We start from the raw sequence: 23,284 nt of genomic DNA, 5'->3' as shown, positions 1-23,284 counted from the left end.
GTAGAAAGAGAAATCGGAAATCAGAACGCCGCCTGTGAGAGGATGGATGCTTTATGCGAGTTGCCCTCTTTATTACCTGCTTTAATGATACGTTATTTCCTCACGTGGGTATTGCTACCACGCGTCTGCTTGAGCGTCTCGGTCATACTGTCGAGTTCTCAGAGGCGCAGACCTGCTGCGGTCAGATGCATTTCAACACAGGCTATCAACGGGAGACGCTCCCGCTGGTTCGTCGCTTTGTTCAGGTGTTCGGGGATGCGGAGATTGTGGTTGCCCCTTCCGCCTCCTGCGTTGGTATGGTGCGCGAATATTATCCCGTTGTTGCCCGAAAATCTGGTGATGGACGGCTCTGTGAAGCTGTCGAGGAGCTTCGACCCCGCGTGTATGAGCTCTCGGAATTTCTGGTCAAGCGGCTTGGTGTGCGGGATGTCGGCGCGTATTTTCCCCATCGCGTGACCTATCATCCCACCTGTCATAGCCTGCGCATCCTGCATGTTGGTGACGCGCCATTGCAGTTGTTGCGGGCGGTCAAGGGAATCAATCTGGTTGAGCTGCCCGACTCACATGAGTGCTGTGGCTTTGGTGGCACCTTTGCCATCAAGAATGCTGATACCTCAATGGCGATGCTTGGCGATAAGATGCGACATGTGCTCGACACGGAAGCCGAGGTGCTTTGTGCTGGCGACACCTCCTGTCTGATGCATATTGGTGGCGGTTTGCACCGGCTCCGGGCAGGCGTGAAGACAATGCATCTTGCCGAGATACTGGTCCAGACGGAAAGCGAGGCCCGATCATGAAGACACGGACCCTGCCGATGTTTCCGAAAGCGGCTCGCAAAGAGCTGAGCAACAGCCAGCTTCGCCACAATCTGGAGCATGCCACGACCACGATTCGAGCGAAGCGCAATGCGGTGGTCTCCGAGTTGCCCGACTGGGAAGAACTCCGTGCGGCTGGTGCGGCGCTCAAGGCACGAGTGATGCGTCACCTGGATGACTATGTGTTGCAGCTTGAAGAGGCTGTGCAGAGGGCGGGCGGTCACGTCCATTGGGCACACGATGCCGATGAAGCGAACCGTATTGTGACCCGGCTTGTAGAGCAGACCGGCGTCAGTCAGGTGCTCAAGGTCAAGTCGCTGACCACCGAAGAGATCCAGTTAAATAAGGCGCTCGCAGCGGCGGGCATTCACGCGATTGAAACCGATCTGGCCGAGCTTATTATCCAGCTCTCGCATGACACACCCTCGCATATCGTGGTGCCTGCCATTCACAAGAACCGCCAGGAGATTCGGGAGCTGTTCATGAACACCATTGCTCGTGGGCAGGAACTCTCGGATGACCCCCGCCAGCTTGCGGAGGCGTCCCGGCACTATCTGCGTGAACTGTTCCTTACAGTGCGCGTGGCGATCAGCGGGGCGAATTTCGCCATTGCCGAGACTGGAACCATCGGCGTGGTCGAGAGCGAGGGCAACGGGCGCATGTGCCTGACGCTGCCTGAGACGCTGATTACGGTGATGGGTATTGAAAAGATTATTCCCACCTTTGAGGATCTGGGGGTCTTTCTCCAGCTCTTGCCGCGTAGCGCGACCGGCGAAAGAATGAACCCTTACACCAGCATGTGGACGGGTGTCACCCCGGGAGATGGACCACAGGCGTTTCATCTGGTGCTGCTCGACAACGGGCGCACGCGTGTGCTTGCCGACGCGATCGGGCGACAGGCATTGCACTGCATTCGTTGTAGCGCCTGCCTCAACTTCTGTCCCGTCTACGCGCGCACTGGTGGCCATGCCTACGGGTCGGTCTATCCCGGGCCCATCGGGGCAATTCTCACGCCGCAACTGGTGGGCGAGAAGCACGCGGCGACGCTTCCCTATGCGTCGAGCCTGTGCGGAGCCTGCTATGAAGTCTGTCCGGTTCGCATCAATATCCCTGAAGTGCTGCTTCATCTGCGGAGCAAGGTCACGCGTCAGGAATCGCTGCTCAATCCTGAGGTGGCCGCGATGCGGGTGATGGGCCAGATCTTCGCGGATCCCTGGCGCTACGAGCAGGCGCAACGGCTAGCGCGACAGGGGCAGATTCCTTTTATCCATCAGGGGACCATTACCTCTTTGCCGGGCATGCTGGCAGGCTGGACGGCAGCTCGCGATCTGCACCCCGTCCCCAACCAGAGCTTTCGTGAGTGGTGGCGTGAGCGCCAAAAAGGAGCGAAGCGATGACCTTGCAGAATGCGAAGTACAAAATGCTCACCCGGATCTGGTGGGCGAATGCCACAATTGAGGAGCCGCCCGAAGTCGAGCGCTCGTACCGGCAGCGTGACGAGCGTGATCGCGAAACCATCCTGAATGAGTTCGTAGCGTGTCTGCGCGACTATAAGGCGCATGTTATTCGTACCTCCGAGGATAATCTGTCGCAGGAGGTCACGGCTGTTTGTCAACGCTTTCATGTGAAACGGCTGGTGATACCGGCAGATCTCCCGCGCTCCTGGCTGCCTGATGGCGTGGAGGTGCGTCGAGATGTGCCCCCTTTGAGCACCCGCGAACTGAACGAGTTCTCCAATGTGATGACAGGCTGTGCGCTGGCGATTGCCCAAACGGGCACAATCGTGCTGAATGCCGGCGAGACACAGGGGCGGCGGGCTCTCTCGCTGATTCCCGACCTGCATTGCTGTGTGGTCTTCGAGCGTCAGGTGGTTGGGCTGGTCCCCGAAGCCATCGCGAAGTTGGCCGAGCATGCCATGCGGCCTATCACCTTTATTTCCGGCCCCTCTGCCACCAGTGATATTGAGTTCTGCCGCGTTGAAGGGGTGCATGGTCCGCGGACCCTGATCGTTTGTGTGGTGAGTCAGCATGATAAAAGGCAACATGGTTGAGGAAACCATGTTGCCTTCGTGTTGGAAGCGGTTGGATAACGGGTAGAGGAATCAGATCGGGTTGTCTTGCTGTGGGAAGCGCTCAAGCCAGTTATCAGGAACGATGAAGCCAAAGCTCCAGCGGTTTCGCATGCTGGCATTGGCAATACAGTGCCAGAAGAGCTTTTCCTTTGCCTGCTCAATTTTGAAGAAGCGGGCTATCTTCGGGCGCTCTTCCAGCGTGACAATCTCCTTGTTTTCCGGATTCATGTAGCGGAAGAAGGAACGCCCGCCACCGGAAGGCGTGTCAAAGTCGATCAGGTACATGCGCCAACCCGCCTGGGATTCGTTCGTATGCCAGAGGCGGTAGGCAAAGGGCGGATACCACATACTGCCCGAAAAGCGGATCTCGCAGCCGAAGAATGCTTCCAGCAGGGAGATCATGCGCGTTTTGGCTTCCAGGTAGGCTTCATACCCCGGGTGGTTGATGTGCTGATCGAGATTGACAAGATGGAAGTCGCGGCGCGAAAACTCGTGCGCTTCGGCGGAAGGCTCCCAGTGCGCTTGCATGATCTCTTTGTACCGTCCCTCGAAAGCGGGGTCCGCAGGCGACAGGGAGAGAAACTGAAAGTCATCCGTGCGGAAACTCTGCTCGTAGCGCTCCATATCAACAGTGGGTGGCTTGATTTTCAGGTTCTCCAGCTCTTTGACGATCTCCTCGAAGCCCCGAATCTGTTCCATATCATATTCATAGTGATAGAAGGCGGGCTTCTGCTCGGTGGGTGGCGGCTGGTGTGGAGCGCTTTCCTGGTTGAATGAGGATGAGGCGGCGATCAGGTCCTGCATATCGAAGATGTAGCCATATTTGCGCCCGAGCTCAATAATTTCTCTGGTATCCGTTACTGCCTTCATTTGCTGCCTGAGCTCAGTTGAAGAGAGGATCTCGTGAAGAAAAGTGGTGCAGGTTTGGATAGACATAGCTGCTTATTTCCTTTCTAACTGCGGAGAATCCAGAAGTAACGGTGAAGGAACACGCTCGGGATAGGCCAGCCGCAGGAAGTGCATGCCGAAGCCTGCCAGCCCGAGCATCAGGCCAGGGAAGACATCGACATTTGCGCCGCCGAAGAGCCAGCTTCGCGCCTTCTCAAAGGAGCGCCATTGACTCTGTGCCTGGACGTTGGCCTCTACCCTGAAGGCGGGCTCCTGCTTCAGACAGGCGAAGCGGAGGAAGAGTTCAGCATTGCCCGATCGCCCATGACAGAGCGTGTCATTGCTGAGCTTATGAAAATTGCGCAATGTGGCCGCCAGCGCAAGCGAAGCCTCATGGAGCAGGTGGTCATCGCCGAGCAGCGACCAGCAGGCAATACGGCTCAGGCCGATGCCCGCCGCTCCGTTACACCAGGCATTGGCGAAATGCAGACCCTTCTTGTTTGGCGTGATGCCGCGGGTACGCAGGTCGTACCAGTCCTGTTCTTCGGGGTCGAAGTGCAGCGCCTCATACGCGAAGGCCTGCCGTCCGGCCTCGATTGCCTCAGGCTGCCCGATAGCACAGCCCGCGAGAATCAGTGCCCAACCGATGCCGCTGGCTCCGTGGGCAAAGCCGGTCAGATTTGCCTTTGCCTCTTCGGGATGCGGTGAAGGCCAGCTCAGCGTGTCGCCCTGGTGTTCAGCATGTTGAAGCAGATGACGCACGCAGTGCTGAACCAGTTTCAGCGGCTCGTCGGTGGTTGCCTGTGCCAGCCCGATCAGGACGGGAATCAGGCCTGCGGTACCGCCAAGCACATCAAATGCTCGATCCTGCTCGATCAAGGTGGCCAGCTCTCGGCTGAGTCTGGTCGCCAGCACCAGGAGGTCCGGGCGCTGCCAGAGATGTGCCAGATGCGTGAGGAGATAGATCAGACCACCGATTCCCTGGAATGCGCCAGGTTGTGACGGGTCGCGCCGGGTGATCGCGTGATCGAGTGCCCGTTCTGCTGCTGCACGAAAGGCGGGCCGAGGCTCGATCGCATCGAGATAGGCCAGGAATAGCGCGATGCCAGCGGAGCCATTGTAGAGCTCGGTGCTGATGTCAACCTCGGCCAGGCCCTCGCGAGTCAGCCGGTACGATGTCCACGGGGCGGAGGCCGTGGGTGGGCGCAGATGCATGCAGAGCTGCTCGCCGATCTGCCGGGCGTAGTCGAGCGCCGAAGCCACAAAAGATGGATTCTGAACCTCTGCCGTGGAGAGGCTCGCTCGAATATAGTGGCGCTGGCGGAGCCGGTTTTCCGGGGTCAGGTGTTTGATGCGCTGCGTGGCATATTCAAGCGGCGAGAGCTCAAGCGGCTGTGGCAGAGGCGTTTGCTGATCATGTACAAGCGTGCGCTCCTGCGCCCTGACAGTAAAGATGGGGATATCCAGCCGCCAGAGTGATGCCTGTTCGCGGTCAGCCATAGCGCCGCCATGATCCCATTTGCGCGGGTGGTACCGCAGGCTTGCGAAGATCAGATCCACTTCCAGAGGTTCCATCAGGCAGGAGGGATGAGAGGCGGCGAGCAATAATTGCATATAGATCTGCGTACTCCAGCTTATGAAGCGCACCGAGGCATCAGCGAAGAGGCGCGTGAGGACACGGGTTGCCTCCTCAGGATGCTGCTGAAACCAGGTATGGACGCGATCAAAGCCGCGCAGGATGCTCTCCTGAAAGGCTTCGGGCTCGACAAGCTGCCCCTCGAAATACACTCGATTTGCGGCGGTTGGATCGACATGTAGCCCGACTTCACTGCTCACGGAGAGCGCCAGCGAGAGGCGTTGTGTGCTGATACGAGGTTGCGCGTAGGGCAGTTGAAAGGGCTTGCCACCCGCGACACCGCTGAGTTTCATATCCGTACTATCGGTGCGAGGCCATTCGAGCAGCCCCGTTTTATACACCGAGTCGAGCAGACTGCCAGCCGGTTGCTCCTGCCCGCAGGGAAGCACGCCCAGGATTGTTTCACCATCGCAGATAAAGGCATGGCCATCGGCCACAAGCAGGTTTTCCAGATGAATATCACTGCCTCCCAGAATATGGAAGAGCCCCAGATAGCCGCCAGTTTCCTCATAGATCTGCGCGGCCTGTTCCAGTGAGGTAACATGGTTGCGATGGGGCGGGATCATGGCGGCGAATCCGTACCCGTCTCGGGCGATGGTCAGGTAGGTCGCGAACGGGATCACGCCACGTGTTGCCAGATGCTGCTGAAGCTCCGCAAGCGCGACCTCGGAGCGGACACAACGCGGCTTGTAAAGCAGGGTTCCCGGGGTTCCATCTTCCAGTTCAACGTGAACAGTGGTGACGCTCTGCCCACCGTTATGGTAATCGGACTTGCCCGGCTGAACGCTCAGGATACGGCGAATCGGTGTGCCTGAGAAGCAGGCCGAGAGTGCTTCCCGATCACGAGTGAGGCGCTCGATGAGCATGCAGCCGTTATCGAGCACAAAGCGTGTGATCTGTGCCAGCCAGCGCCCGAGGGTTGGAAAGCGAAGATAGAAGCGGTGGTAGGCGTCCCGATCCGAGAAGGTGACATTCAGGTAGCTGATATAGTCGTCGGCGGTGGTGCTGGTGCGGTTGATGCCAGAGCGGGCGCAATAGACCTTTGCATCTGTCTCGATGGCCCAGGCAAGCGGAAGTTCAAAGCGACCAAGCAGGTGAAGTTGCAGGTCGTCGAGCAGTTGGGAAGAGAAGAACTCGCAGCCGCTGAGGGTGTTCGCTCGATGACGTGCTGACGCCAGCTCACGGTGAAGGTAGTGCAGGAAGGGTTCGCATGCCCTGGCGAAGCGTCCATAGGCAATATCGGGGTCGCGTTGCTGCACCGAGGCGTGATCATAAATCTCAAGGGCCTGCTGATAGGTGGGAAGCCACGCCCGGTGTGTTTCGACAAAGAGGGCGTGTGCAGGCTCTTCCAGAGCGGGTAGCCCCAGTTCAAAACGTTTGTATGTCGAGAGGAGGGCGACGAGCTCGGCCTTGCGCTGTGGCTCCATGTATCCGGCGAGCTTTTCGGCCAGCGAGTCGATTTTCCAGCGATCAAAGGCGCTGAGGGTGCATGTCGGCGTGGCATACCTGGCGGTCAACGCTGTAACAAGCTGCTCGCGTTCTGTCAGGTTGCTGGCGCGACAGGCAATATCCAGAGGAAACATCGCGCACTCTCCTTGCAATCAGTCTGTAAAGATTCAGGATATCCTCGGCGGCGGGTGGTATCCTCGCTCGAACATGCCAGGTGTGTGGGCAAACAGCCCCCGATCAGGAGTGATCCCGATATGATCCAGAGCAGGTCAGGCTGAAGAGCGCTGATCCCCCACCGTGAGGATGTTGCCTGAGCGCCCGAACAGTCGGGCCACTACATCCGCGTCATTGAGGATGCGAGCATCAGGCTATTTGGTGTTTCCGTCGCAGATGGCTGTGATTGGTCCGAAGCTACAGGACTGTACACAACCATAGACCTCAATGGCGGCAATGGCTTCGCGCCAGAAGTTGAGCGTCGCCTGATCCTGTGGTTCGACTGCATCGGGGATCCGCACGGCGTTGCGGTCGATGCCAAACGCGGTCGGCTGCTCCATCAGAGCGCTGCGAAATGTGTGATCAACGGCGGCTTGATAGAGCAACTGTTCATCTGCGCATGGTAGTGCAGGCATGGGGAAACCTCCTACTGGGAGACCATTGGCGATTGCTGTCCGGGGTTCAGTGCTACGATGCCGAATTTAAAGCCTGTCAGTTGCTGGATTGCCTTGAGTTCGCGCACAGCGATCTCGATATTCTTGCCCGATCGCTGCCAGTCGACCAGCCGCTGTTCATCAGCACTCAGGCCGTCGCGGGCCCAGAGGGATTCCAGCCAGGTTTTGAGGCCGTAGAAACTGGTATCAGTAACGGGGGTGACGCGCGCTGCCCAGGGATCATGGGGAAGCGCCATAGCATGTTCAAAGATCTCGCGTAGCATACTGTCTGGTGGCAGGTGCGAGAGCAGGACAAGCAGCATTTGGATCTGACGGATCTCATCACCATCATACATGACATTGGTAGTCGACATGGGTTTGTCCATTATCAGTCTCCTTTCATCTGATGCTGTCAACACGGTGAGCGCCTACCGAGTGAGAGCCAAACAGAGGAGCAGAACAAATCATACAAACTACAGCTCGAAGCAAACCATCAGACCGCGTGCTTTGTTCCCTTTCTCTTCTTGAGCTCTGTAGTGCAGGAAAAGCTCAGAACCCTGTTCAGCTCTGCACTCATCCCCACCAAACAGTGAGTGAACGCGAAGCGGTCAGCGGCCTCGTCACTCTGACCGGTTCCACTACACTCTATTTTCAGTATATATGCATTACAAAACTGAATATGCAATTTTGCATCGACAAGAAAATACTATTTATGATAGAAAATTTGTTTATAGTGGTTGCAAACGCTTCTTCTGACCGGCTTTGTGGCCTTCCGTACCCCGCTCGGGAGGGCGAGGTGTCCTCTGCTCGTCTGCTGCTGTCCCCTGGATGTGAGCAGGATGTTCCGTCGCTGCTGTCGGTTGCACTATTTCTATGTCTGAGATCAGGAACGATTCTGTCCGGAATAGGACGTACACTGAGATCAGCATGAAACAGAAAGGACAGTTTACATATGGGTAAGCGTTGTACATCGAATTTCAAGGTAATCTCCTGGGAGCCACAGCCCTATGATGAGCCAGAGAAGGGGGCGACTCTGTATCGGACCGATCTGAAAAAGGTCTTTTCCGGAGAGCTTGAGGCAGAGAGCACGGTCTGCATGCTGAGTTGCGAGAGTGAGGATGGCAAGGGCTATGTCGCGACGGAACGAATAACGGGACGGTTGGGAGAGCGCTTCGGGAGTTTTGTAGTGCAGCATGGAGGCGCGATGGAGGGTGATAAGCTCGTTGAGACCTTCGGCTATATAGTGCCGGGCTCGGGAACCGATGAACTGCGTGGCTTGAAGGGGCGCTGTTCATTTGAGCATACCGAGCAGGCGGCCTTGTTCCATCTGGATTATGAGTTTGAGGCATAAGCTATTTAAAGGGCAGAAAGAGAACATCTGCCCTTCTTCTCTTCCTCACTAGAGCACGTATTGACTCAGTATTCTGTTGAAGCCGACAATATCAAAGCTTCCTCTGATCTCAAATTTGACTTTCCCGACCGCACTGTAGTACAGTTCCAGCTCACAATCACGGTCGAGCACGCCTGCGGTCTCGATTGAAAAAGCCTGGACCTTGCTATAGGGCAATGAGGTATAATCGATCTTCTTCCCTGTAATGCCCTGCACGTTGATTGCCAGAATCCGCTTATTGGTAAAAACCACGGAGTCGCGAATTGATTTGAACGCTGCTATGATCTGCTCATCTGCGACCAGCATAGGCCCAACAAGCGACATCACTTGCTGTGGTGGGATTGGCGAGAGTTTAATGAAGCCCTGTTGGAAGTCTACCAAAGTATGATTCTCCTGATAAAAGAAAGTCTACGAACATGCGTCTCTACTCTGATAGACGGGGAAAGTGACGCGGAATCAAATCGGTATATAGCCATCCAGGAACCAGCGCCAGGCTTCGTGAATGATGTCGAGCGGGACCGCGTGCATCCCATCGAACTCATGATAGTGGATATCGTAGTTGTTGTGCTGAAGCAGTGGTACAATTTTGCGGCTGCATCGATCAATCGGGAGTACAGGGTCCTGCCTGCCGTGTGAGATAAAGATGCGTGGCTTGCCCTCAGTATAAAGGGGCGAGAGGAAACCCGGCGAGAACGCGATGATATGATTGAACAAGTCTCCATTCATCAGACCGAGCGAGAGCGCGTAGGAAGCGCCATCGGAAAAGCCGCCTATCGCGAGCAGTGACGCATCGACAGCGTAGCGGCTGAAGGTTTGTTCCAGTGCACGCTCAATAAAGGAAACATCGGCATTATAGACACCTGTGCCATGTTCAATCGCGTCCCACGTCTGCTGACGCGATTGGGGAACGAGCAGGAGAAAATCGATCTGCTCGATGCTTGGAAGAAAGTAGCTAAGCGTGCCATGAGCGGTCCCGCCTGCGCCATGCAACATCAGCACAAGCGGCATCGGGTGTGTGGGCTGATAGCCCTGAGGTACATACAGGAAGCCATCGCGCTGTATGTCCAGCTCCAGCGGGTGCAGGCCGACGGGAGCTGAAGATTCCCCGGTCGGTTTCGGTCGTGCAGCTAGATGTCCCCGGGTCTTTTCCTGTTCTTGTTGCATGGTTGTGAGGCCCTTTCTGCTACAATAGCTTGTGTTGCCTGCCGGCGAGCAGGCGCAACTGTAAGAGACACGTTGAGAGGCGAGAGAAGGTGTCTCAGCCGCATGGAAGCACGAGGATGCGTTCTCTGTGGGTGGTGTGCTGTGTCCTTCAGGGGGCAAAAAATGCCGCCCGGAGCTGATCCCGGGCAGCACGACGACGTTATTGAAAGGCACGATCTTACTACAGTATTTTTGAGAAGGCTTGAGCTTAACGGCATTGTGGAAAGCTCAATCAACTCACTCTTTTCAGGATGGTTGTGTATCGGGAAGGTCAGGTATAGGAGGAGTCCTATACCGGCTTGAACAGATCTTATCGCCTCCTTTCCTTGCGTGCATACGCTTCTCTTCGCGCATAGGCAGAGATCATTGTATGCGTCTTGACGGGTTGCCACTCGCCCTGTAATTCGAGGTCAACTGCCAGATCAACGCCACAACGAGCAAGTACCTCGCCACGAATATATGAGATCAGCGCAACGACATCATTTGCGCTGGCACCTCCACGGTTAATGAGATAGTTCGCATTGCGTGGTGAGACTTGTAGATTGCCAAAGACCCGACCGCGCAGTCCCGCCCGCTTGATGAGCTCGCCTGCCCGCTGTCCCTCAGGATCAAGAAAGACCGGGCCCGATCGTTTTTCCCGCGGAAGCTCAGCGCGTCGAATTGCCTCATACGCACCGATTTCCTCGCGTATGTGCTCCGGTTGGTCAGGATAGAGCCGCAGGGCGAGTCGTAACACCATTTCTGGCGGCTCGATCAAGGCATGTGGAGCCGGAAGCAACGACCCATCTTCGCTCCAACGGACATATCGCTGTTCGCGCAAGCGGCTGTGATGATACCGAAGATCCAGTTCATCACGGGAATAGCGGCGTATCTGTGGTACTGCTATCGCACCAGGCTCCCCCGCATTCACCCCGCGTGCGTCAAGCACCTCAATCCACTCAAGCACCTGTCCCAAATGCTTATTGTGGGCGCCGGCGTTGCTCATGACCCCGCCACCCAGGGTACCGGGAATCCCGGCTGTGAATTGAAGCCCGCTCCATCCCATCGAGGCCAGTTGGTTGACGAGAGAAGGCCAGCTTAACCCGGCATCGGCAAGGAGCAGTGCAGAATCTCCCTCATTCTCCACCTCGAACTCTTTCTCGTGAAGATGGGCAACGATGCCGCGCACACCCTGGTCGGCAAACAGAATGTTCGTTCCATTTCCGATCAACAAGAGCGGGACACGGTGCTCTCCACAGAGCTGCACCAGCCTGAAGAGTTCTTCTTTTGATACCAGATCAAGCCAGAGATCTGCGGGACCTCCAATCCCAAAGGCGCAATGCTCCGACAGCGGCTCATCACGGCGAATTCGCTCGTGAAAGTGTGGCTGCAAGCGAGCGTAGAGGGCATCTTTCTGGAAAGCCATAACAATCTCTCCTTTGTTGCCGCCTCGGCTTCGGGGGGAAGCGGATATCTCTTCTTCGTTCTGTGTGTAGTATATCGCAGTGACCTCACAGCCCCCTCACGTATAGATAAGACGATATCACAGCCTCGTCACGTTACACCGCGTACGGCTGAGCCAGGAATGAGAAAAAGTATGTCTCCACTGACGTATGTATTGTGTGACATATCGATGTATGAGATTTTACAAGGAGAGAAGGATGAGACAGTCTGTTCGTCAACTCGTGATTTTGTGCCTGTTGTTGCTGCTGACGGCCTGTGCGTCGTCCCCTCAAGAGGGTACAGCATCACCAACGCCAACACCTCCGGCTCCCACTCCTTCACCGACGCCACCGGCGGTCCCGAAGCGAACGGTGCAGTTCTCCTCGCGCGATGGAATCAAGCTGACCGGGTGGTTGTATGGCGCCTCGGGGCAGACGGCTGTTATTTGCTCCCATATGCGCCGAGGCTCCAAGCAGGAATGGGAGATGCTGGCTCCCTGGCTGGCTCAGCAGGGGCTTCGGGTGCTGGCATACGACTATCGGGGCAATGGCGATTCGGAGGGTGATGATAATACCAGCAAGTATGAGCTTGATCTGCTTGGCGCGATTACCTTTATGCAGCAGCAGGGGGCGAATAAGATCGTGTTGATCGGGGCCAGTATTGGCGGCACGACATCGCTGCTGACTGCCGCGCAGACGAAGGTGGCAGGGGTGATTACCCTCTCGGCTCCCTTTATTAGCTGGGTGGATGAGCAGACGGTCAGGAAGATAACTGCTCCACAGTTGATCATCAACAGTGAGGATGACACCTATCACGAGGATACGGAGAAGCTCTATCAGGTGGCGAATGCTCCGAAGGAAATGCACATCTATAGTGGGTCCGCCCACGGCACCGACCTCTTCTATGAAGAGCACTGGCAGGATCTATTGAAGCGTATTCTGACCTTTGTCCACACCTATGCCAATTGATGTACTCCCTCTGTTACCGGTCCTTTCCTGGTAACAGAGGCTCTACCTGAAAAGACTATTTATAGAGTAGAGGAGCGAAGGGAGGGCGAGGATTTCTTCTTCTATCGTGTAACTGAAATATCTTGCTCGCTTGTATCATTGACAAAGAAAAATGTGAATGGTATGATTTTTATAACATTAGTTTAACAAAGAGACCATGAGGAAAAATCCGATTCCAGTATCCCAGCAAGGAAACAGCGTTTCTTCTTCTAGAACGTTTGTGGCAACCCCGATGATCGGTTGAAAGCTCTTCAAGGAAGAGGGCAGGCAAAACCGATAGAAAGCGTGCACCCGTGAATTCGCATATCGCTGGCTTATGCGGATTCTCATTTCATGTGGGGTGGAGAAAGAGCGATGGGCCGTAAGAATTCCTATGACCAATTGTTGTGCGGTTTTATTACCATGTAGGAGGCTTGGTATATGGCTCACGGATCGACTCAGTCTCGACGGCATTTCTTGCGCTATTCTGCTTCGCTGGCTCTCAGTGGGGGATTACTGGCAGCCTGTGCGGGTACCGGTGGCGGAGGAGGAAGCAATTCAGATCTGCCTGCATTGACGCACTGGTATCATCAGTATGGCGAAAAAGGCACCCATGAGGCGGTACAACGCTACGCCAAACAGTACACAAAGGCGAAAGTCACAGTTAACTGGGTGCCGGGCACCGGAAATGAGTATCCCGATAAAGTACGTACCTCTCTGCTTGGTTCCAATCCTCCCGATGTCTTTGAGCTTCCCAACCCGACTGTTGATCAGGTGAAAGCCGGTCTGGTTGTGCCGCTCGATGATATTATTTCCCCGGTCCTTAACGACTTCAACGAGAACGCCCTGAAACCCCTCCGGATCAACGGCAAAATCTACGCGATCAAAATGTTGAATGACATGTCGATGGTCTACTATCGCAAGGGCCTGTTCCAGAAGGCAGGCATTGAGAAAGAGCCTCAGACCATAGACGAGCTTATTTCAGCGGCAAAGAAACTCTCGAATAAGGATATGAAGGGGCTCTATATCGGCTCTGACGGCGGTATTGATGCTCTTCTCTATATTCTGGGGTGGGCGGCTGGCTCCGAGTTTCTTACCGAGGATAACAAGATTACGTTTGTGAACGAGCGCGTGGCGGGTGCCTATGAGAAGCTGCGTGAGCTGAATGCATCCGGGGGATTGCTGCCTGATGCGCCTGTCTTCTGGTGGAGTTCCGAGCCGTTCAAGCAGGGTATGTGTGCCATGCAGTGGTGTGGACTCTGGGCCATGCCGGAGATTCAGGCGGCGCTTGGTGACGATTTCGGCGTGTTCCCCTTCCCGGCGCTGGATGCGCAGAGCAAGCCTGCGGTTGGCTTTGGTGGTTGGGCTGAGATGATCTCGGCGAAGAGCAAGCATATCGATGCCGCGAAGGAGTATGTCAAGTGGCTCTGGATCGATAACACCGACATACAGATTGACTGGAATGTCGGTTATGGCTTCCATGTTCCTCCTCGCAAGAGCATCGCCGCGAAAACGGACAAGCTGACGAAAGGTCTTGCCGCGAAGGCAGTGGAGTTCCTGAATGCGTATGGACATTCCAATACGCCGTACTGGGATAACGCCATGCAACTCGCGCTGACCGATGCCGTCAGCAACATTGTCAAGCACAATGCTGACGCAATGTCCGAGCTGAAGAAGGCCGCGGACAAGTGCGATAAAGAGTTGCAGAAGCTCTTGAGCTAGGCCATGTTGAACGGTATGGAGCGCTTTCTTCCTCCATACCGTTTGTAGTTCAACGCAAGGAGGGAAAATCGGATGAGCTCTCCAGAGACCCCGGCTGCGGCGCTGATGCCGTCTATTGGCGAGCGAGAGAGCGCGCGGCGCGTGCGACGCAGTTCCATCAAGACGACGCTGATCTTCTGGTCTTTTGTGGCTCCCTTAATGCTTGGCCTGATCCTGTTTTTCTTTGTTCCGATTATCTGGAGCATTGTCTTGAGCTTTTCGGAGGCTCGGGCGGTGATTCTCCCGACAGGCTTTGCGGGCTTGCGGAACTATCGTGATCTCCTTCAGGATCAGCAGTTTACCTCATCCCTGCTGACCTTTACGATCTTTGCCTTTTTTATTGTACCGACCACGTTTCTCTGTGCGCTCGGGCTGGCCCTGCTGGTCAACAGCGCGAAGTTCGCACAGGGGTTCTTTCGCTCGGTTTTCTTTCTGCCAACAGCCTGCTCATATGTGCTGGCCTCGATTGTCTGGAAAATGAGTATCTTCAACGGGACGCGCTATGGGCTGGCAAATGCGATTCTCCATCTGTTCAACCTGGACCCGGTGCAGTGGATCTCCTCGCCTAATCCTCCCTGGTACTGGCTGGTACTGGTAACGGTGCGCCTCTGGCTCCAGCTTGGCATGTATATGATCATCTTTATTGCCGGGCTTCAGGAGATCCCGCGTGAGCTGTATGAGGCCGCGCTGGTTGATGGCGCAAAACGAGGCTGGCAGACGTTCTGGTATATCACCGTGCCACAACTACGCAATACCTCTATTGCGATCCTGTTGCTGAACATTATCGCGGCCTATCAGGCATTTGACGAGTTCTGGAATATCATGTCGGGCGGCAATCAAAGTCTGCTGCGCACGCCACTGATGTATCTGTACAATGTCGCGCTTGGTAGCCAGGATTATGGGCTCGGAAGTGCCGGAGCGATGATTCTTACCATCATTATCATCTTCTTTACCTTGCTACAGGGCCGTTTGCTTGGCTTCGGGCGCTCCAATTAAGATACAGTATGCAAAGGGAGAATGTATGTCAACTTCTGTTGTGCGACCAGCGCCGCGTGTCACGCTGAAGAAGGCGCTCCTGAACACGCTGCATTATGGTGTGTTGATTGTACTGGCGCTGCTCTTTCTCTTACCATTTTATCTGATCGTGCGTAACGGGCTTGCTACGGAACAGGAAATCACCTCACCGAACTGGACCTTCTTCCCCTCTGCGCTGCACTTTGAAAATATTGGCGAACTCTTCTCGGATTCGGAGGTTCCTTTTTCGGATGGAATGGTGAACTCGGCTTTGATCGCCTTCTTGCAGACGGTGGGGCAGATCCTTATTTCGTTGCTGGCGGGCTATGGTCTGGCGCGGGTGCCGTATCGCTATGCCAACCAGGTATTCTATACGATCCTGCTCACGCTGATGATTCCCTCGGCGGTGATCTATGTGCCAACCTATGTGGTCGTCTCCTATCTGGGCTGGCTTAGCACGCTACAGGGGCTGGTTGTGCCGGGTATCTTCAGCGGCTTCACCACGTTTCTGTTTCGGCAGTTCTTCCTGAGTTTCCCGCGTGAGCTGGAAGAGGCGGGGCGTGTGGACGGTCTGGGCTACTGGGGCACGTTCTGGCGGATTGTGGTTCCGAACTCGTATGGTATCATTGCCGCGTTGAGCGTGATTACCTTTATCCAGAGCTGGAACGCCTTCCTGTGGCCGTTTGTGGTCGGGCAGGATCGGACGGCCTGGACGGTGCAGGTGGTGCTATCCAATTTCCTCAACGCTCAGGTGTTGAATTTACACGAACTCTTTATCGGCGCCGCGGTCGCGATTCTGCCGCTGATGGTGCTGTTCTTCTTGCTTCAGCGCTATATCGTGGAGGGATACAAGCAGAGCGGCCTGAAAGGCTAAGTTCTCACAGAGCGCTTCCTATGCTATGATAGATAGATTGGTGTGTTTTGGATTCTGACAAAAGAGGTGTTCTGTGTCTGAGCATGAAGAACAGATCAGAGAAACAACGGAGGAACAGCTTCAAGCCGTCACAATTGGAGAGCTTGTTCCGCTACATAAACCGATTGAGTTCGTTGACTATGATCCACAATGGCCTCATCTTTTTGAGCGTCAGGCGGAGCACATTCGGGCTGCCCTGAATGGTCAAGTATGCCAGCTAGAGCATGTGGGTTCAACCTCGGTTCCGGGTCTGGCCGCCAAGCCGATTATCGATATCGTGCTTGTTGTGCCAGATGCGGCGGATGAGGCGTCCTATGTGCCAGCGCTGGAAGCCGCTGGTTACACCCTGCGGATTCGTGAGCCAGAGTGGTATGAGCATCGGGTGCTCAAGAGAACCGAGCCGATGTGCAACCTGCATGTCTTCTCGCCCGGGTGCCCGGAAGTTGCTCGGATGCTGCGTTTCCGCGATTGGCTGCGCACGCATCCGGAGGATCGCGAGCTCTATGAAGAGACCAAGCGCACGCTTGCGGCCCGAAACTGGAAATATGTGCAGAACTATGCAGATGCCAAGACTGGCGTTGTGGAGCAGATTTTGCGGCGAGCGACCGCATGAAAAAGCGGGGACAGGAAACACTGCCTGTCCCCGCTCGGTCCCTTTACGACGCTTCCGTGTATCTGAATTGCTGCTCCTGTAGAATCTGTGCGATAACCTGGGCTCGATTTTGGGCGTTGAGCTTGGAGCAGATGTTAAAGACATGCTTTTTGACGGTTCCCTCGCTGATGACCAGCTCACGGGCAATGGTGCGGTTGGAGGCTCCTTTAACCAGTAATTGCAGCACATCATGCTCTCGTCGGGTCAGTGTGGACGCCTCCCGAGAAAGGGCGCTGCTCTGGCGGGGCTCAACCTTATGAAAATGCGTGATAAGTGTACGCACAAAGGCCGGAGCAACCGCGCCCCGTTGGAGAAGCCTCAAGAGCCGATAGATGGTTTGTCCCCCTTCAAGGAACGGACGAATATGCTGTTCGGGACGCGCTCGCAGCACTGCCCGTTCGAGCGTGGCCTGTGCCGCTGCCTGAGCTCCAGTAGTATAGAACAGGTGCGCCTGAAAGAGCTCGTACGTCAGCAGATCGGTCCAGCGCTGATGTGCCTGGGCGGCCTGCTTGAGCAAGGGCAGATGCCGATATGCGCTCTGGGGGTGGAGCCGAATTTCAAGCTGTGCGATCCATGTCTGAAGCAGCTCAGGGAGCGCCACGCTATTGTTTTTGCAGATGGTCAGCCAGTATTCCGCCTTGTCGAATTGCTCCTGTGACAGGAAAACCCAGGCCCGCTGTGCGGCTGCAAGCTGATGGGCAAGCTGTGGCCATGTTGCCTGCTCCTCGATCGTGCTGGCGAGCTGAAGCGCCCGCGTATACTGGCTTTGGGCCAGATAGAACCGCGTATACGCAATGGTATGGCGCAATGAGAGTGCGGCATGACAGTAGTGTGTGGCGTGCAAAAGCTGCTGGCCTTGTAGCAGGAAGTGCGCCGCCGTGGGGAGGTCATGGCGTTCCAGCGCGAGTTCACTCATTCCCAGGGCATAGAGCAGCGAATCTGTTTCAGCCTCAAGCCGCTCCCTGAGCTGTTCGAGTGTCGAGGCTGCCTGTTGAAGCTTTCCCTGCTGAAGCAAGAGAAAGGCCAGCGCTCCGAGCGCAAGCGATGTTTGGTGCCCATTGGATGCCAGAAGTTCCCGAACAGGATATTCTGCAACATCGCCGGTCATGATCGGGGCAAGCGTAGCGCACCAGGCCCGGACGTCTGGCTGCTCGGATACGTATTCGATGGGATAGCGTTTCCCGGTCTGCCCTGCCAGATAGAGCTGTACCAGACTGATCAGGTCGGTATCTTCAAGGGTGGCAAGCTGGCGCTCTGCCTCGTCAAAGCGCTGCACAGCGAGGGCCGCAAGCAGGGGTGAGGTATGTGCCGGTACGTCCTGTCCCTTGAACAGATGGAGCAGGGCCGAGTGAAGCTGCAGGCGCTGGACCAGTTGCTCATCAGCACTTTGATGGGCATGGAACAGGGCCTGTTGCAATTGCCCGCGCTGTCTGTACCAGCGGCTCGCACGAGCGTGAAGCGGTGCTGTATCGGTCTGCTGGCGGAGCACCCGGGCAAGAAGCGGGATCAGCCGAAGGGTTCCATGCTCGGTCGATTGGAGGAAAAGGTGTGCCTGTGCCAGCGAGGCAAGCAGTGTATGGCTGTCGGTGCGCTCGCGCACGGCATTGCAGCGCTGCTCGTCGAGCTCATCCAGAATGGAGATCTGAAGGAGGAAGTCCCGCCAGGGCTTTGGGAGTGGTTGCAGGATCTCCTCGTCTACAAAGTGCTGTAGCGAGCGATCGTGTTCCAGCACGGTTGCAAGCTCATCATTGGTGATCGGGAAGGGACAGTGTGTCAGGAGCCAGCGAATTCCCAGGGGCCAGCCCCCGGTAAGCTCTGCAAGCTGGTTGACGGTTTCCTCTGTGGGCTCTGTGCCAGTAAGCTGCTGCACAAGCGTGCGGATATCCTCCGGACGAAACGCAAGCTGTTCAAGAGACAGTTCGCTTATGAGGTTCTGAACGGAGAGCCGCGCCAGCGTTGACGGGTGACGCGTCGCCAGGATAAGGTGACAGCCTGCCGGGGCCTGTTGCAGAAAGTGTATAATCTCGTCAGCGCAGGTGATCTCATTCTGATCGAGGAACAGCACCACGCGTTGCAGGCGACGCAGCGTTTCTAGCGCCTGCTCGTGTGAGTGAATGGCTATCTCAGCATGCTCTGTCAGGGCGGCATTGAGCGAGGCCTGAAAGCCGGCCTCGTGCGGCGTCAGGACAAGAGTTTGCACTTTCTGTTGTTGAAGCAGACGCTGCCACTCCTGGAGTATCGTGCTCTTGCCCCAACCGGCGGGTGCAGAGAGCAGGATCAGCTTTTTGTGCAACGAGCGCAGGCAGTGTTGAAAGAGATAGGGACGCGCTACTATATGGCTTGATGTGGCCTCTGAAGCTGGCTGACGCAGTGTCGTTCTGGTAAATAACAGGGTGGCAACTGCAAGAAGGCGCTCTGCTGTGAGGTCCTCTGCTTTGCCAAGATATGCTTTCAACGTTTTGCCCTCGCGTTTGTGATAGGCATACCAGTACGGCTTCTGCTGATGCAGCTCACGACGCCCGGTGAACGTGCCCAGCGGATGCCGGAAAGAAAATGAGGTGTTCTCTTCGAGCCAGCGAAACCAGCCCGCTGAACCTATAGTGATGGTAGAAGGGGGTGTTTCCTGCAAGTGCAGGCAGTCATCAATGACGTGCGGTAGAGTGGTTCGTGCCATAGGGTGCCTTCTCTCTTTGTAGTATGCTTCATTGCTTCTTCGTCCTTTCCTTCAAGCATAGCCCTATAGCGTGGGTATCCACATCGGCAAGAGTGCGTATTTCTGGTGGGAAACATGCTGGAATGGAGAGATTACGCGAGATTACGCCATTCTGCGGAGCTCTCAATCAGCTTTTGCTCAATAGCGTAGCGTGTGGCGGCGCTCCGCGAGGTGACGCCGATTTTGCTGTAGATCGAGGTCAGGTGTGTCTGCACGGTGCGCGGGCTGATAATCAGCCGCTCGGCAATTTGCGCGTTGGTCAGCCCTTGTGTGACCAGTTCCAGAACCTCACGCTCGCGGGTCGTCAGTCCGGTGCCCGGAGTGGACAGAACGCTTTTCTCCTCAAGCGGCTCGGTATGGGTGAGTGAGAGGAGCTCGGCGGGCGTCTTCTTCTGTCCCGAAGCCCAGATACTTTCAAACTGCTCATCACCGAGCTGCTGTCGGGCCTTTGCGACGGCCTCCTGATAGGGCTTGAGCTCAATGGGCGGAATCGGGGCCTGAATAGTTTCCCGAATCGTGGCGGCGGCTCCCCAGAGTTGTACGGCACGAACCGTCTGCTGCTCCTCAATCGCGATTTCTCCCAGGCGTTCCAGACATGACGCGATAAACCAGCGGTTGCCCGCGTCCAGACAGATCATCAGGCTTTCCTCGATCAGGGGGCGAGCATGTGCGTAGTCTTTTTGATAGAAGGCCAGCGTGCCGAGATCGGCCAGACGATAGGCACTGGCTATGGAGTCCTTGATCTGTTGCGAGATGCTCAGGCTCTCCTGTAACTGGGTTTGTGCACCTGCATAATTGCCCTCGTTCATCAAGAGCAGGCCCATGATTCCAAGCGCATCGGAGAGATAGCGCAGATCCCCCGACTGGCGTGCAAGCACAATGCTTTCCTCAATGAGCGGACGTGCCACCTCAAGCTCTCCCTGATTGAGCGCGATCAATCCGAGGTGGCTCAAACGCGAGGGCATCTGCCATTTGTCACCGATCTCGCGAGTGATCGTCAGGCTCTCAGCCATGTAGGCGCGTGCGGCGCTATAGTTCCCCAGATGGGCCGCGGTATGAGAGAGCATATAGAGCGCGGTCGCAGTCATGGCTCGGTTTGCAAGCTTGCGGAAGATCAGCAGACTTTCCTGTAGCAGTGGCTCTGCTGTCTGCAAATGTCCCTGCGCCAGTTCCAGATTGCCAAGCACAAGCAGGCGTGAAGCAATGCCCTCCTCGTTGTCTGTCTCGCGAAAGATAGAGAGACTCTCTTCAAGCAAGATGCGGGCCGCAGTTTCCTCGCCTTTCTTGTGCAGGGCAACTTCTCCCAGAATGCCCAGATAGTTCGCGATATGGTTCTGATTGCCCAGGCTACGCGACACGGTCAGGCTTTCCTGAAAGAGCGCCTGCGCGGTTGGATAGTCGCCCAGATAGAGGGTCACCATGCCAAGCGGGATCAGCATATAAGCCAGGTTGGTACGATCGCCGATCTCGCGGAAAATGCTGAGGCTGCGCAGCAGGAATGATTGGGCCTCGGAGAAGCGCCCTTCCTGCGCGTAGACCTGACCCAGTCCGCCCAGGCTACAGGCGATGTTTCGCTTGTCATGTAGCTCCTCAGAGATGCGCAGGCTCTCCGTGAAGAGGGTACGTGATCGAGGCAGATCACCCAACGCCAGCGCCTCATCTGCCAGCGAGATCAGGGCATCGGCCATGCAGTGCGAGTCCTGTACCTCTTTCGCCAGCTCAAAGCTTTGCTGATAGAGCTTGTGTGCCTCCAAAGGTGATGACCGGGCGCGAATATGCCCGAGCTGATTCAGGGCTGCTGCGTTGTTGTGCTTATCGGTCGAGAGTTCCAGACTCTTTTCAAGATAGAGCAGGCTTTGCGGATGGAGGCCCTGACTTCCCGCGAGCAGTCCGGCGGTATAGTAGCCTTTTGCGCGTAAGGATGGAGAGATTGTCGTGTGATGATAGGTTAACGCCTGTTCCAGCCAGTGGAGCGCCTCGCTCTGGTGGCTTCTAATCAGAAAGAAGCACCAGAGGCTACTACAGAGCTGAAGCGTGGCCTCATATTGCTGACGCTCAAGGAGCCAGTGACAGGCAGTGCGCAGATTGTCGTATTCCTGCTCAAGTCGGTTCAGCCATGCGACCTGATCGGCTCCCTTCAGGTGCGCTTCGGCCTCTAGCGCCAGTTCAAGATAGTAGGCAGCGTGCGCCTGACGTACCGTTTCGATCTCATCATATTCTTGCAGGCACTCAAGCCCATACTCGCGCACCGTCTCCAGCATCATCAGGCGAATCTGGTCGTCTGCCTGCTCGATACTCTGTACAAGATTCTTATCGATCAATGAGGTGATGAGTTCTAGCGTATCGCTCTCATCGGCCGTGCCACAGACCGGATCAACCGCGTCAATCATGCAGCCATTGACAAAGACGGCCAGACGACGGAACAGCCGTTGTTCTTGTTCGGTCAGCAGCTCGTAGCTCCAATGGAGCGTATCGCGCAATGTTTGCTGACGTGGGGGCAGATCCCGCGCTCCTCCCGTGAGGATCTGAAGGCGGCTTCCCAGACGTGCAAGTAGCATCTGGGGTGGGAAGAACTTCACCCGGGCGGCTGCCAGCTCGATCGCGAGCGGGAGCCCGTCAAGCTGCGTACAAATCTCGGCAATCGGGCGGGCGTTATTGGCGGTCAATCGAAAGCCAACCTTCACCGAGGCGGCCCGCTGGACAAAGAGCGAGACCGCAGCATTCTGGGCCAGTTCATTGAGATCGGGAAGGCGGCGCAGGTCAGGAAGCGGGAGCGGCGCAATGTTCAGCTCATACTCTGAGCGGATATGGAGAGCCTCGCGGCTGGTGACCAGGAACTTGATCTGCGGGCAGGCCGAGAGCAGTTCAGCAAGCAGAGGTGCAGCGATGACGATCTGCTCGAAGTTATCAAGCAGCAGCAACATCTGTTTGTGGGCAAGATAGGTCTTTACACGTTGTAGCAGTGACTCCTCGCCTGCCTCAACAAAGCCTAGCCGGTAGGCGATCGTAGGCAGCACCAGCGAGGCATCACGTACTGTTGCCAGCGAAACGCTCTGCGAGCCATCGGCAAACTCAGCGGAAAGCATCTGCGTGAGCTGGACACCGAGACGTGTTTTGCCGACCCCTGCCGGTCCGGTAATGGTCAGCAGGCGGATATCCGGGCGCTTTAGCAGTTCCAGCGCCGTGGCTATTTCCTGCTCGCGGCCAATCAGGGGCCCGATGTGCAGGAAAAACGGTTCCTGGTCAATTGGTTCCTCAGGTTGTTGTGCTCCATCTCGGGAAAGCTGTCCGGCGATGCTCAGCAGGCGTTGCAGTGTCAGGGTTTCGGTTTTGCCGAGGTACGCGTGATAGAGTTTCCCTTTACGGCGCTGATAGGCTTTCCAGTACCAGCCGCCACGACCATTGCTGGTACGCTCCTTACGCGCGGTAAAGGAGCCTTCCGCAGAGTGGAAAGCAAACGTCATTGCCTCTGTCAGCCACTCGAACCATTCGGGGGAATCAACCTGCACTTGAATTTCCCGGTCGTCGAGTCGATACACTAAGGTCTGTCCGTGGACCGTAGGATGTGAGCGTGTCATTGCTTCCTGTTTCTATAAGCCCTTATGCCACTACATTGTGTCTGCGGTTTCTCTGTTTGTTTTCTCGGGAACCAGCTTATTGCGCAGCTTGTTTTCTACCAAGATACCTCAAAACGCCAGAAATAGTCAAGTATTCCGGGACCATA

Annotated in this window: 18 protein-coding genes; 9 read left to right on the top strand and 9 right to left on the bottom strand. The window is 56.1% G+C overall.

Going from position 1 to position 23,284, the window contains the following annotated elements; translation table 11 throughout:
• The first annotated feature begins 53 nt into the window (after positions 1-53).
• The 3 genes from EI42_RS05955 to EI42_RS05945 are packed head-to-tail and all read left to right on the top strand — an operon-like array spanning position 54 to position 2,865.
• Positions 54-797, top strand: a complete 744-nt coding sequence (locus tag EI42_RS05955) for a (Fe-S)-binding protein (RefSeq protein WP_111319856.1) — start codon at positions 54-56, stop codon at positions 795-797.
• Positions 794-2,212 (top strand): LutB/LldF family L-lactate oxidation iron-sulfur protein, encoded by a 1,419-nt coding sequence (locus EI42_RS05950; protein ID WP_111319854.1) that lies wholly within the window; start codon positions 794-796, stop codon positions 2,210-2,212. Before EI42_RS05955 ends, EI42_RS05950 begins: the two co-directional genes overlap by 4 nt.
• Complete coding sequence (locus tag EI42_RS05945) at positions 2,209-2,865, top strand: LutC/YkgG family protein (RefSeq protein ID WP_211326046.1); 657 nt, start codon at positions 2,209-2,211, stop codon at positions 2,863-2,865. The genes EI42_RS05950 and EI42_RS05945 overlap by 4 nt, the downstream gene beginning before the upstream one ends.
• A 51-nt stretch (positions 2,866-2,916) precedes the next feature.
• Here EI42_RS05945 and EI42_RS05940 read toward each other — a convergent pair whose 3' ends face one another.
• From EI42_RS05940 to EI42_RS05925, 4 genes are all read right to left on the bottom strand, one after another.
• Positions 2,917-3,822, bottom strand: coding sequence for a Nif11-like leader peptide family natural product precursor (locus tag EI42_RS05940; protein ID WP_111319852.1), 906 nt, complete (start codon positions 3,820-3,822; stop codon positions 2,917-2,919).
• A 6-nt stretch (positions 3,823-3,828) separates the two neighbouring features.
• Positions 3,829-6,993, bottom strand: coding sequence for a type 2 lanthipeptide synthetase LanM family protein (locus EI42_RS05935; RefSeq protein ID WP_111319850.1), 3,165 nt, complete (start codon positions 6,991-6,993; stop codon positions 3,829-3,831).
• A 234-nt stretch (positions 6,994-7,227) separates the two neighbouring features.
• Positions 7,228-7,488 (bottom strand): cinnamycin family lantibiotic, encoded by a 261-nt coding sequence (locus tag EI42_RS05930; RefSeq protein ID WP_111319848.1) that lies wholly within the window; start codon positions 7,486-7,488, stop codon positions 7,228-7,230.
• 11 nt (positions 7,489-7,499) lie between these two features.
• Positions 7,500-7,892 carry a DurN family substrate-assisted peptide maturase gene (locus tag EI42_RS05925; protein ID WP_111319846.1) on the bottom strand — a complete coding sequence of 131 codons (393 nt, stop codon included), beginning with the start codon at positions 7,890-7,892 and terminating at the stop codon, positions 7,500-7,502.
• 566 nt (positions 7,893-8,458) lie between these two features.
• Between EI42_RS05925 and EI42_RS05920 the strand changes: the two genes are divergently transcribed.
• The gene (locus tag EI42_RS05920; protein WP_111319844.1) at positions 8,459-8,857 is read left to right on the top strand and encodes a DUF3224 domain-containing protein; all 399 of its coding nucleotides are present in this window, start codon (positions 8,459-8,461) and stop codon (positions 8,855-8,857) included.
• A 48-nt stretch (positions 8,858-8,905) separates the two neighbouring features.
• On the opposite strand, the gene EI42_RS05915 is transcribed toward EI42_RS05920, so the two are convergent.
• From EI42_RS05915 to EI42_RS05905, 3 genes are all read right to left on the bottom strand, one after another.
• The gene (locus tag EI42_RS05915; protein WP_111319842.1) at positions 8,906-9,277 is read right to left on the bottom strand and encodes a PH domain-containing protein; all 372 of its coding nucleotides are present in this window, start codon (positions 9,275-9,277) and stop codon (positions 8,906-8,908) included.
• A gap of 75 nt (positions 9,278-9,352) precedes the next feature.
• Positions 9,353-10,060: an alpha/beta hydrolase gene (locus EI42_RS05910; RefSeq protein ID WP_111319840.1), complete on the bottom strand. Its 708-nt coding sequence runs from the start codon at positions 10,058-10,060 to the stop codon at positions 9,353-9,355.
• Between the two features lie 349 nt (positions 10,061-10,409).
• A complete protein-coding gene (locus EI42_RS05905) occupies positions 10,410-11,504 on the bottom strand; it encodes a UDP-N-acetylmuramate dehydrogenase (protein ID WP_111319838.1) in 1,095 nt (364 codons plus the stop codon).
• Between the two features lie 235 nt (positions 11,505-11,739).
• On the opposite strand from EI42_RS05905, the gene EI42_RS05900 reads away from it, so the two are divergent.
• The 5 genes from EI42_RS05900 (at position 11,740) to EI42_RS05880 (ending at position 16,808) form a co-directional block, all read left to right on the top strand.
• Positions 11,740-12,489, top strand: coding sequence for an alpha/beta hydrolase (locus tag EI42_RS05900; RefSeq protein WP_170142394.1), 750 nt, complete (start codon positions 11,740-11,742; stop codon positions 12,487-12,489).
• A gap of 459 nt (positions 12,490-12,948) precedes the next feature.
• Positions 12,949-14,229, top strand: coding sequence for an ABC transporter substrate-binding protein (locus tag EI42_RS05895; protein ID WP_111319834.1), 1,281 nt, complete (start codon positions 12,949-12,951; stop codon positions 14,227-14,229).
• A 72-nt stretch (positions 14,230-14,301) separates the two neighbouring features.
• Positions 14,302-15,264: a carbohydrate ABC transporter permease gene (locus tag EI42_RS05890; RefSeq protein WP_211326045.1), complete on the top strand. Its 963-nt coding sequence runs from the start codon at positions 14,302-14,304 to the stop codon at positions 15,262-15,264.
• 25 nt (positions 15,265-15,289) lie between these two features.
• A complete protein-coding gene (locus tag EI42_RS05885) occupies positions 15,290-16,156 on the top strand; it encodes a carbohydrate ABC transporter permease (protein ID WP_111319832.1) in 867 nt (288 codons plus the stop codon).
• Positions 16,157-16,229: 73 nt separating this feature from the next.
• The gene (locus EI42_RS05880; RefSeq protein WP_111319831.1) at positions 16,230-16,808 is read left to right on the top strand and encodes a GrpB family protein; all 579 of its coding nucleotides are present in this window, start codon (positions 16,230-16,232) and stop codon (positions 16,806-16,808) included.
• Positions 16,809-16,851: 43 nt separating this feature from the next.
• Here EI42_RS05880 and EI42_RS05875 read toward each other — a convergent pair whose 3' ends face one another.
• Both EI42_RS05875 and EI42_RS05870 read right to left on the bottom strand, forming a co-directional pair.
• A complete protein-coding gene (locus EI42_RS05875) occupies positions 16,852-19,521 on the bottom strand; it encodes a LuxR C-terminal-related transcriptional regulator (RefSeq protein WP_111319829.1) in 2,670 nt (889 codons plus the stop codon).
• A gap of 131 nt (positions 19,522-19,652) precedes the next feature.
• Positions 19,653-23,138 (bottom strand): tetratricopeptide repeat protein, encoded by a 3,486-nt coding sequence (locus EI42_RS05870; RefSeq protein ID WP_111319827.1) that lies wholly within the window; start codon positions 23,136-23,138, stop codon positions 19,653-19,655.
• Positions 23,139-23,284: the final 146 nt, after the last annotated feature.

The sequence above is a fragment of the Thermosporothrix hazakensis genome (assembly GCF_003253565.1).
GTDB lineage: Bacteria > Chloroflexota > Ktedonobacteria > Ktedonobacterales > Ktedonobacteraceae > Thermosporothrix > Thermosporothrix hazakensis.
The sequence above is the reverse complement of the archived record's forward strand: the minus strand, read 5'-3'. Positions and strand labels throughout refer to the sequence as shown.

What these genes read in the sequence shown, in the direction of transcription:
- EI42_RS05955 (WP_111319856.1), top strand. Translation starts at nt 54, where the DNA reads ATGCGAGTTGCCCTCTTTATTACCTGCTTTAATGATACGTTATTTCCT.
- EI42_RS05950 (WP_111319854.1), top strand. Translation starts at nt 794, where the DNA reads ATGAAGACACGGACCCTGCCGATGTTTCCGAAAGCGGCTCGCAAAGAG.
- EI42_RS05945 (WP_211326046.1), top strand. Translation starts at nt 2,209, where the DNA reads ATGACCTTGCAGAATGCGAAGTACAAAATGCTCACCCGGATCTGGTGG.
- EI42_RS05940 (WP_111319852.1), bottom strand. Translation starts at nt 3,822, where the DNA reads ATGTCTATCCAAACCTGCACCACTTTTCTTCACGAGATCCTCTCTTCA.
- EI42_RS05935 (WP_111319850.1), bottom strand. Translation starts at nt 6,993, where the DNA reads ATGTTTCCTCTGGATATTGCCTGTCGCGCCAGCAACCTGACAGAACGC.
- EI42_RS05930 (WP_111319848.1), bottom strand. Translation starts at nt 7,488, where the DNA reads ATGCCTGCACTACCATGCGCAGATGAACAGTTGCTCTATCAAGCCGCC.
- EI42_RS05925 (WP_111319846.1), bottom strand. Translation starts at nt 7,892, where the DNA reads ATGGACAAACCCATGTCGACTACCAATGTCATGTATGATGGTGATGAG.
- EI42_RS05920 (WP_111319844.1), top strand. Translation starts at nt 8,459, where the DNA reads ATGGGTAAGCGTTGTACATCGAATTTCAAGGTAATCTCCTGGGAGCCA.
- EI42_RS05910 (WP_111319840.1), bottom strand. Translation starts at nt 10,060, where the DNA reads ATGCAACAAGAACAGGAAAAGACCCGGGGACATCTAGCTGCACGACCG.
- EI42_RS05905 (WP_111319838.1), bottom strand. Translation starts at nt 11,504, where the DNA reads ATGGCTTTCCAGAAAGATGCCCTCTACGCTCGCTTGCAGCCACACTTT.
- EI42_RS05900 (WP_170142394.1), top strand. Translation starts at nt 11,740, where the DNA reads ATGAGACAGTCTGTTCGTCAACTCGTGATTTTGTGCCTGTTGTTGCTG.
- EI42_RS05895 (WP_111319834.1), top strand. Translation starts at nt 12,949, where the DNA reads ATGGCTCACGGATCGACTCAGTCTCGACGGCATTTCTTGCGCTATTCT.
- EI42_RS05890 (WP_211326045.1), top strand. Translation starts at nt 14,302, where the DNA reads ATGAGCTCTCCAGAGACCCCGGCTGCGGCGCTGATGCCGTCTATTGGC.
- EI42_RS05885 (WP_111319832.1), top strand. Translation starts at nt 15,290, where the DNA reads ATGTCAACTTCTGTTGTGCGACCAGCGCCGCGTGTCACGCTGAAGAAG.
- EI42_RS05875 (WP_111319829.1), bottom strand. Translation starts at nt 19,521, where the DNA reads ATGGCACGAACCACTCTACCGCACGTCATTGATGACTGCCTGCACTTG.
- EI42_RS05870 (WP_111319827.1), bottom strand. Translation starts at nt 23,138, where the DNA reads ATGACACGCTCACATCCTACGGTCCACGGACAGACCTTAGTGTATCGA.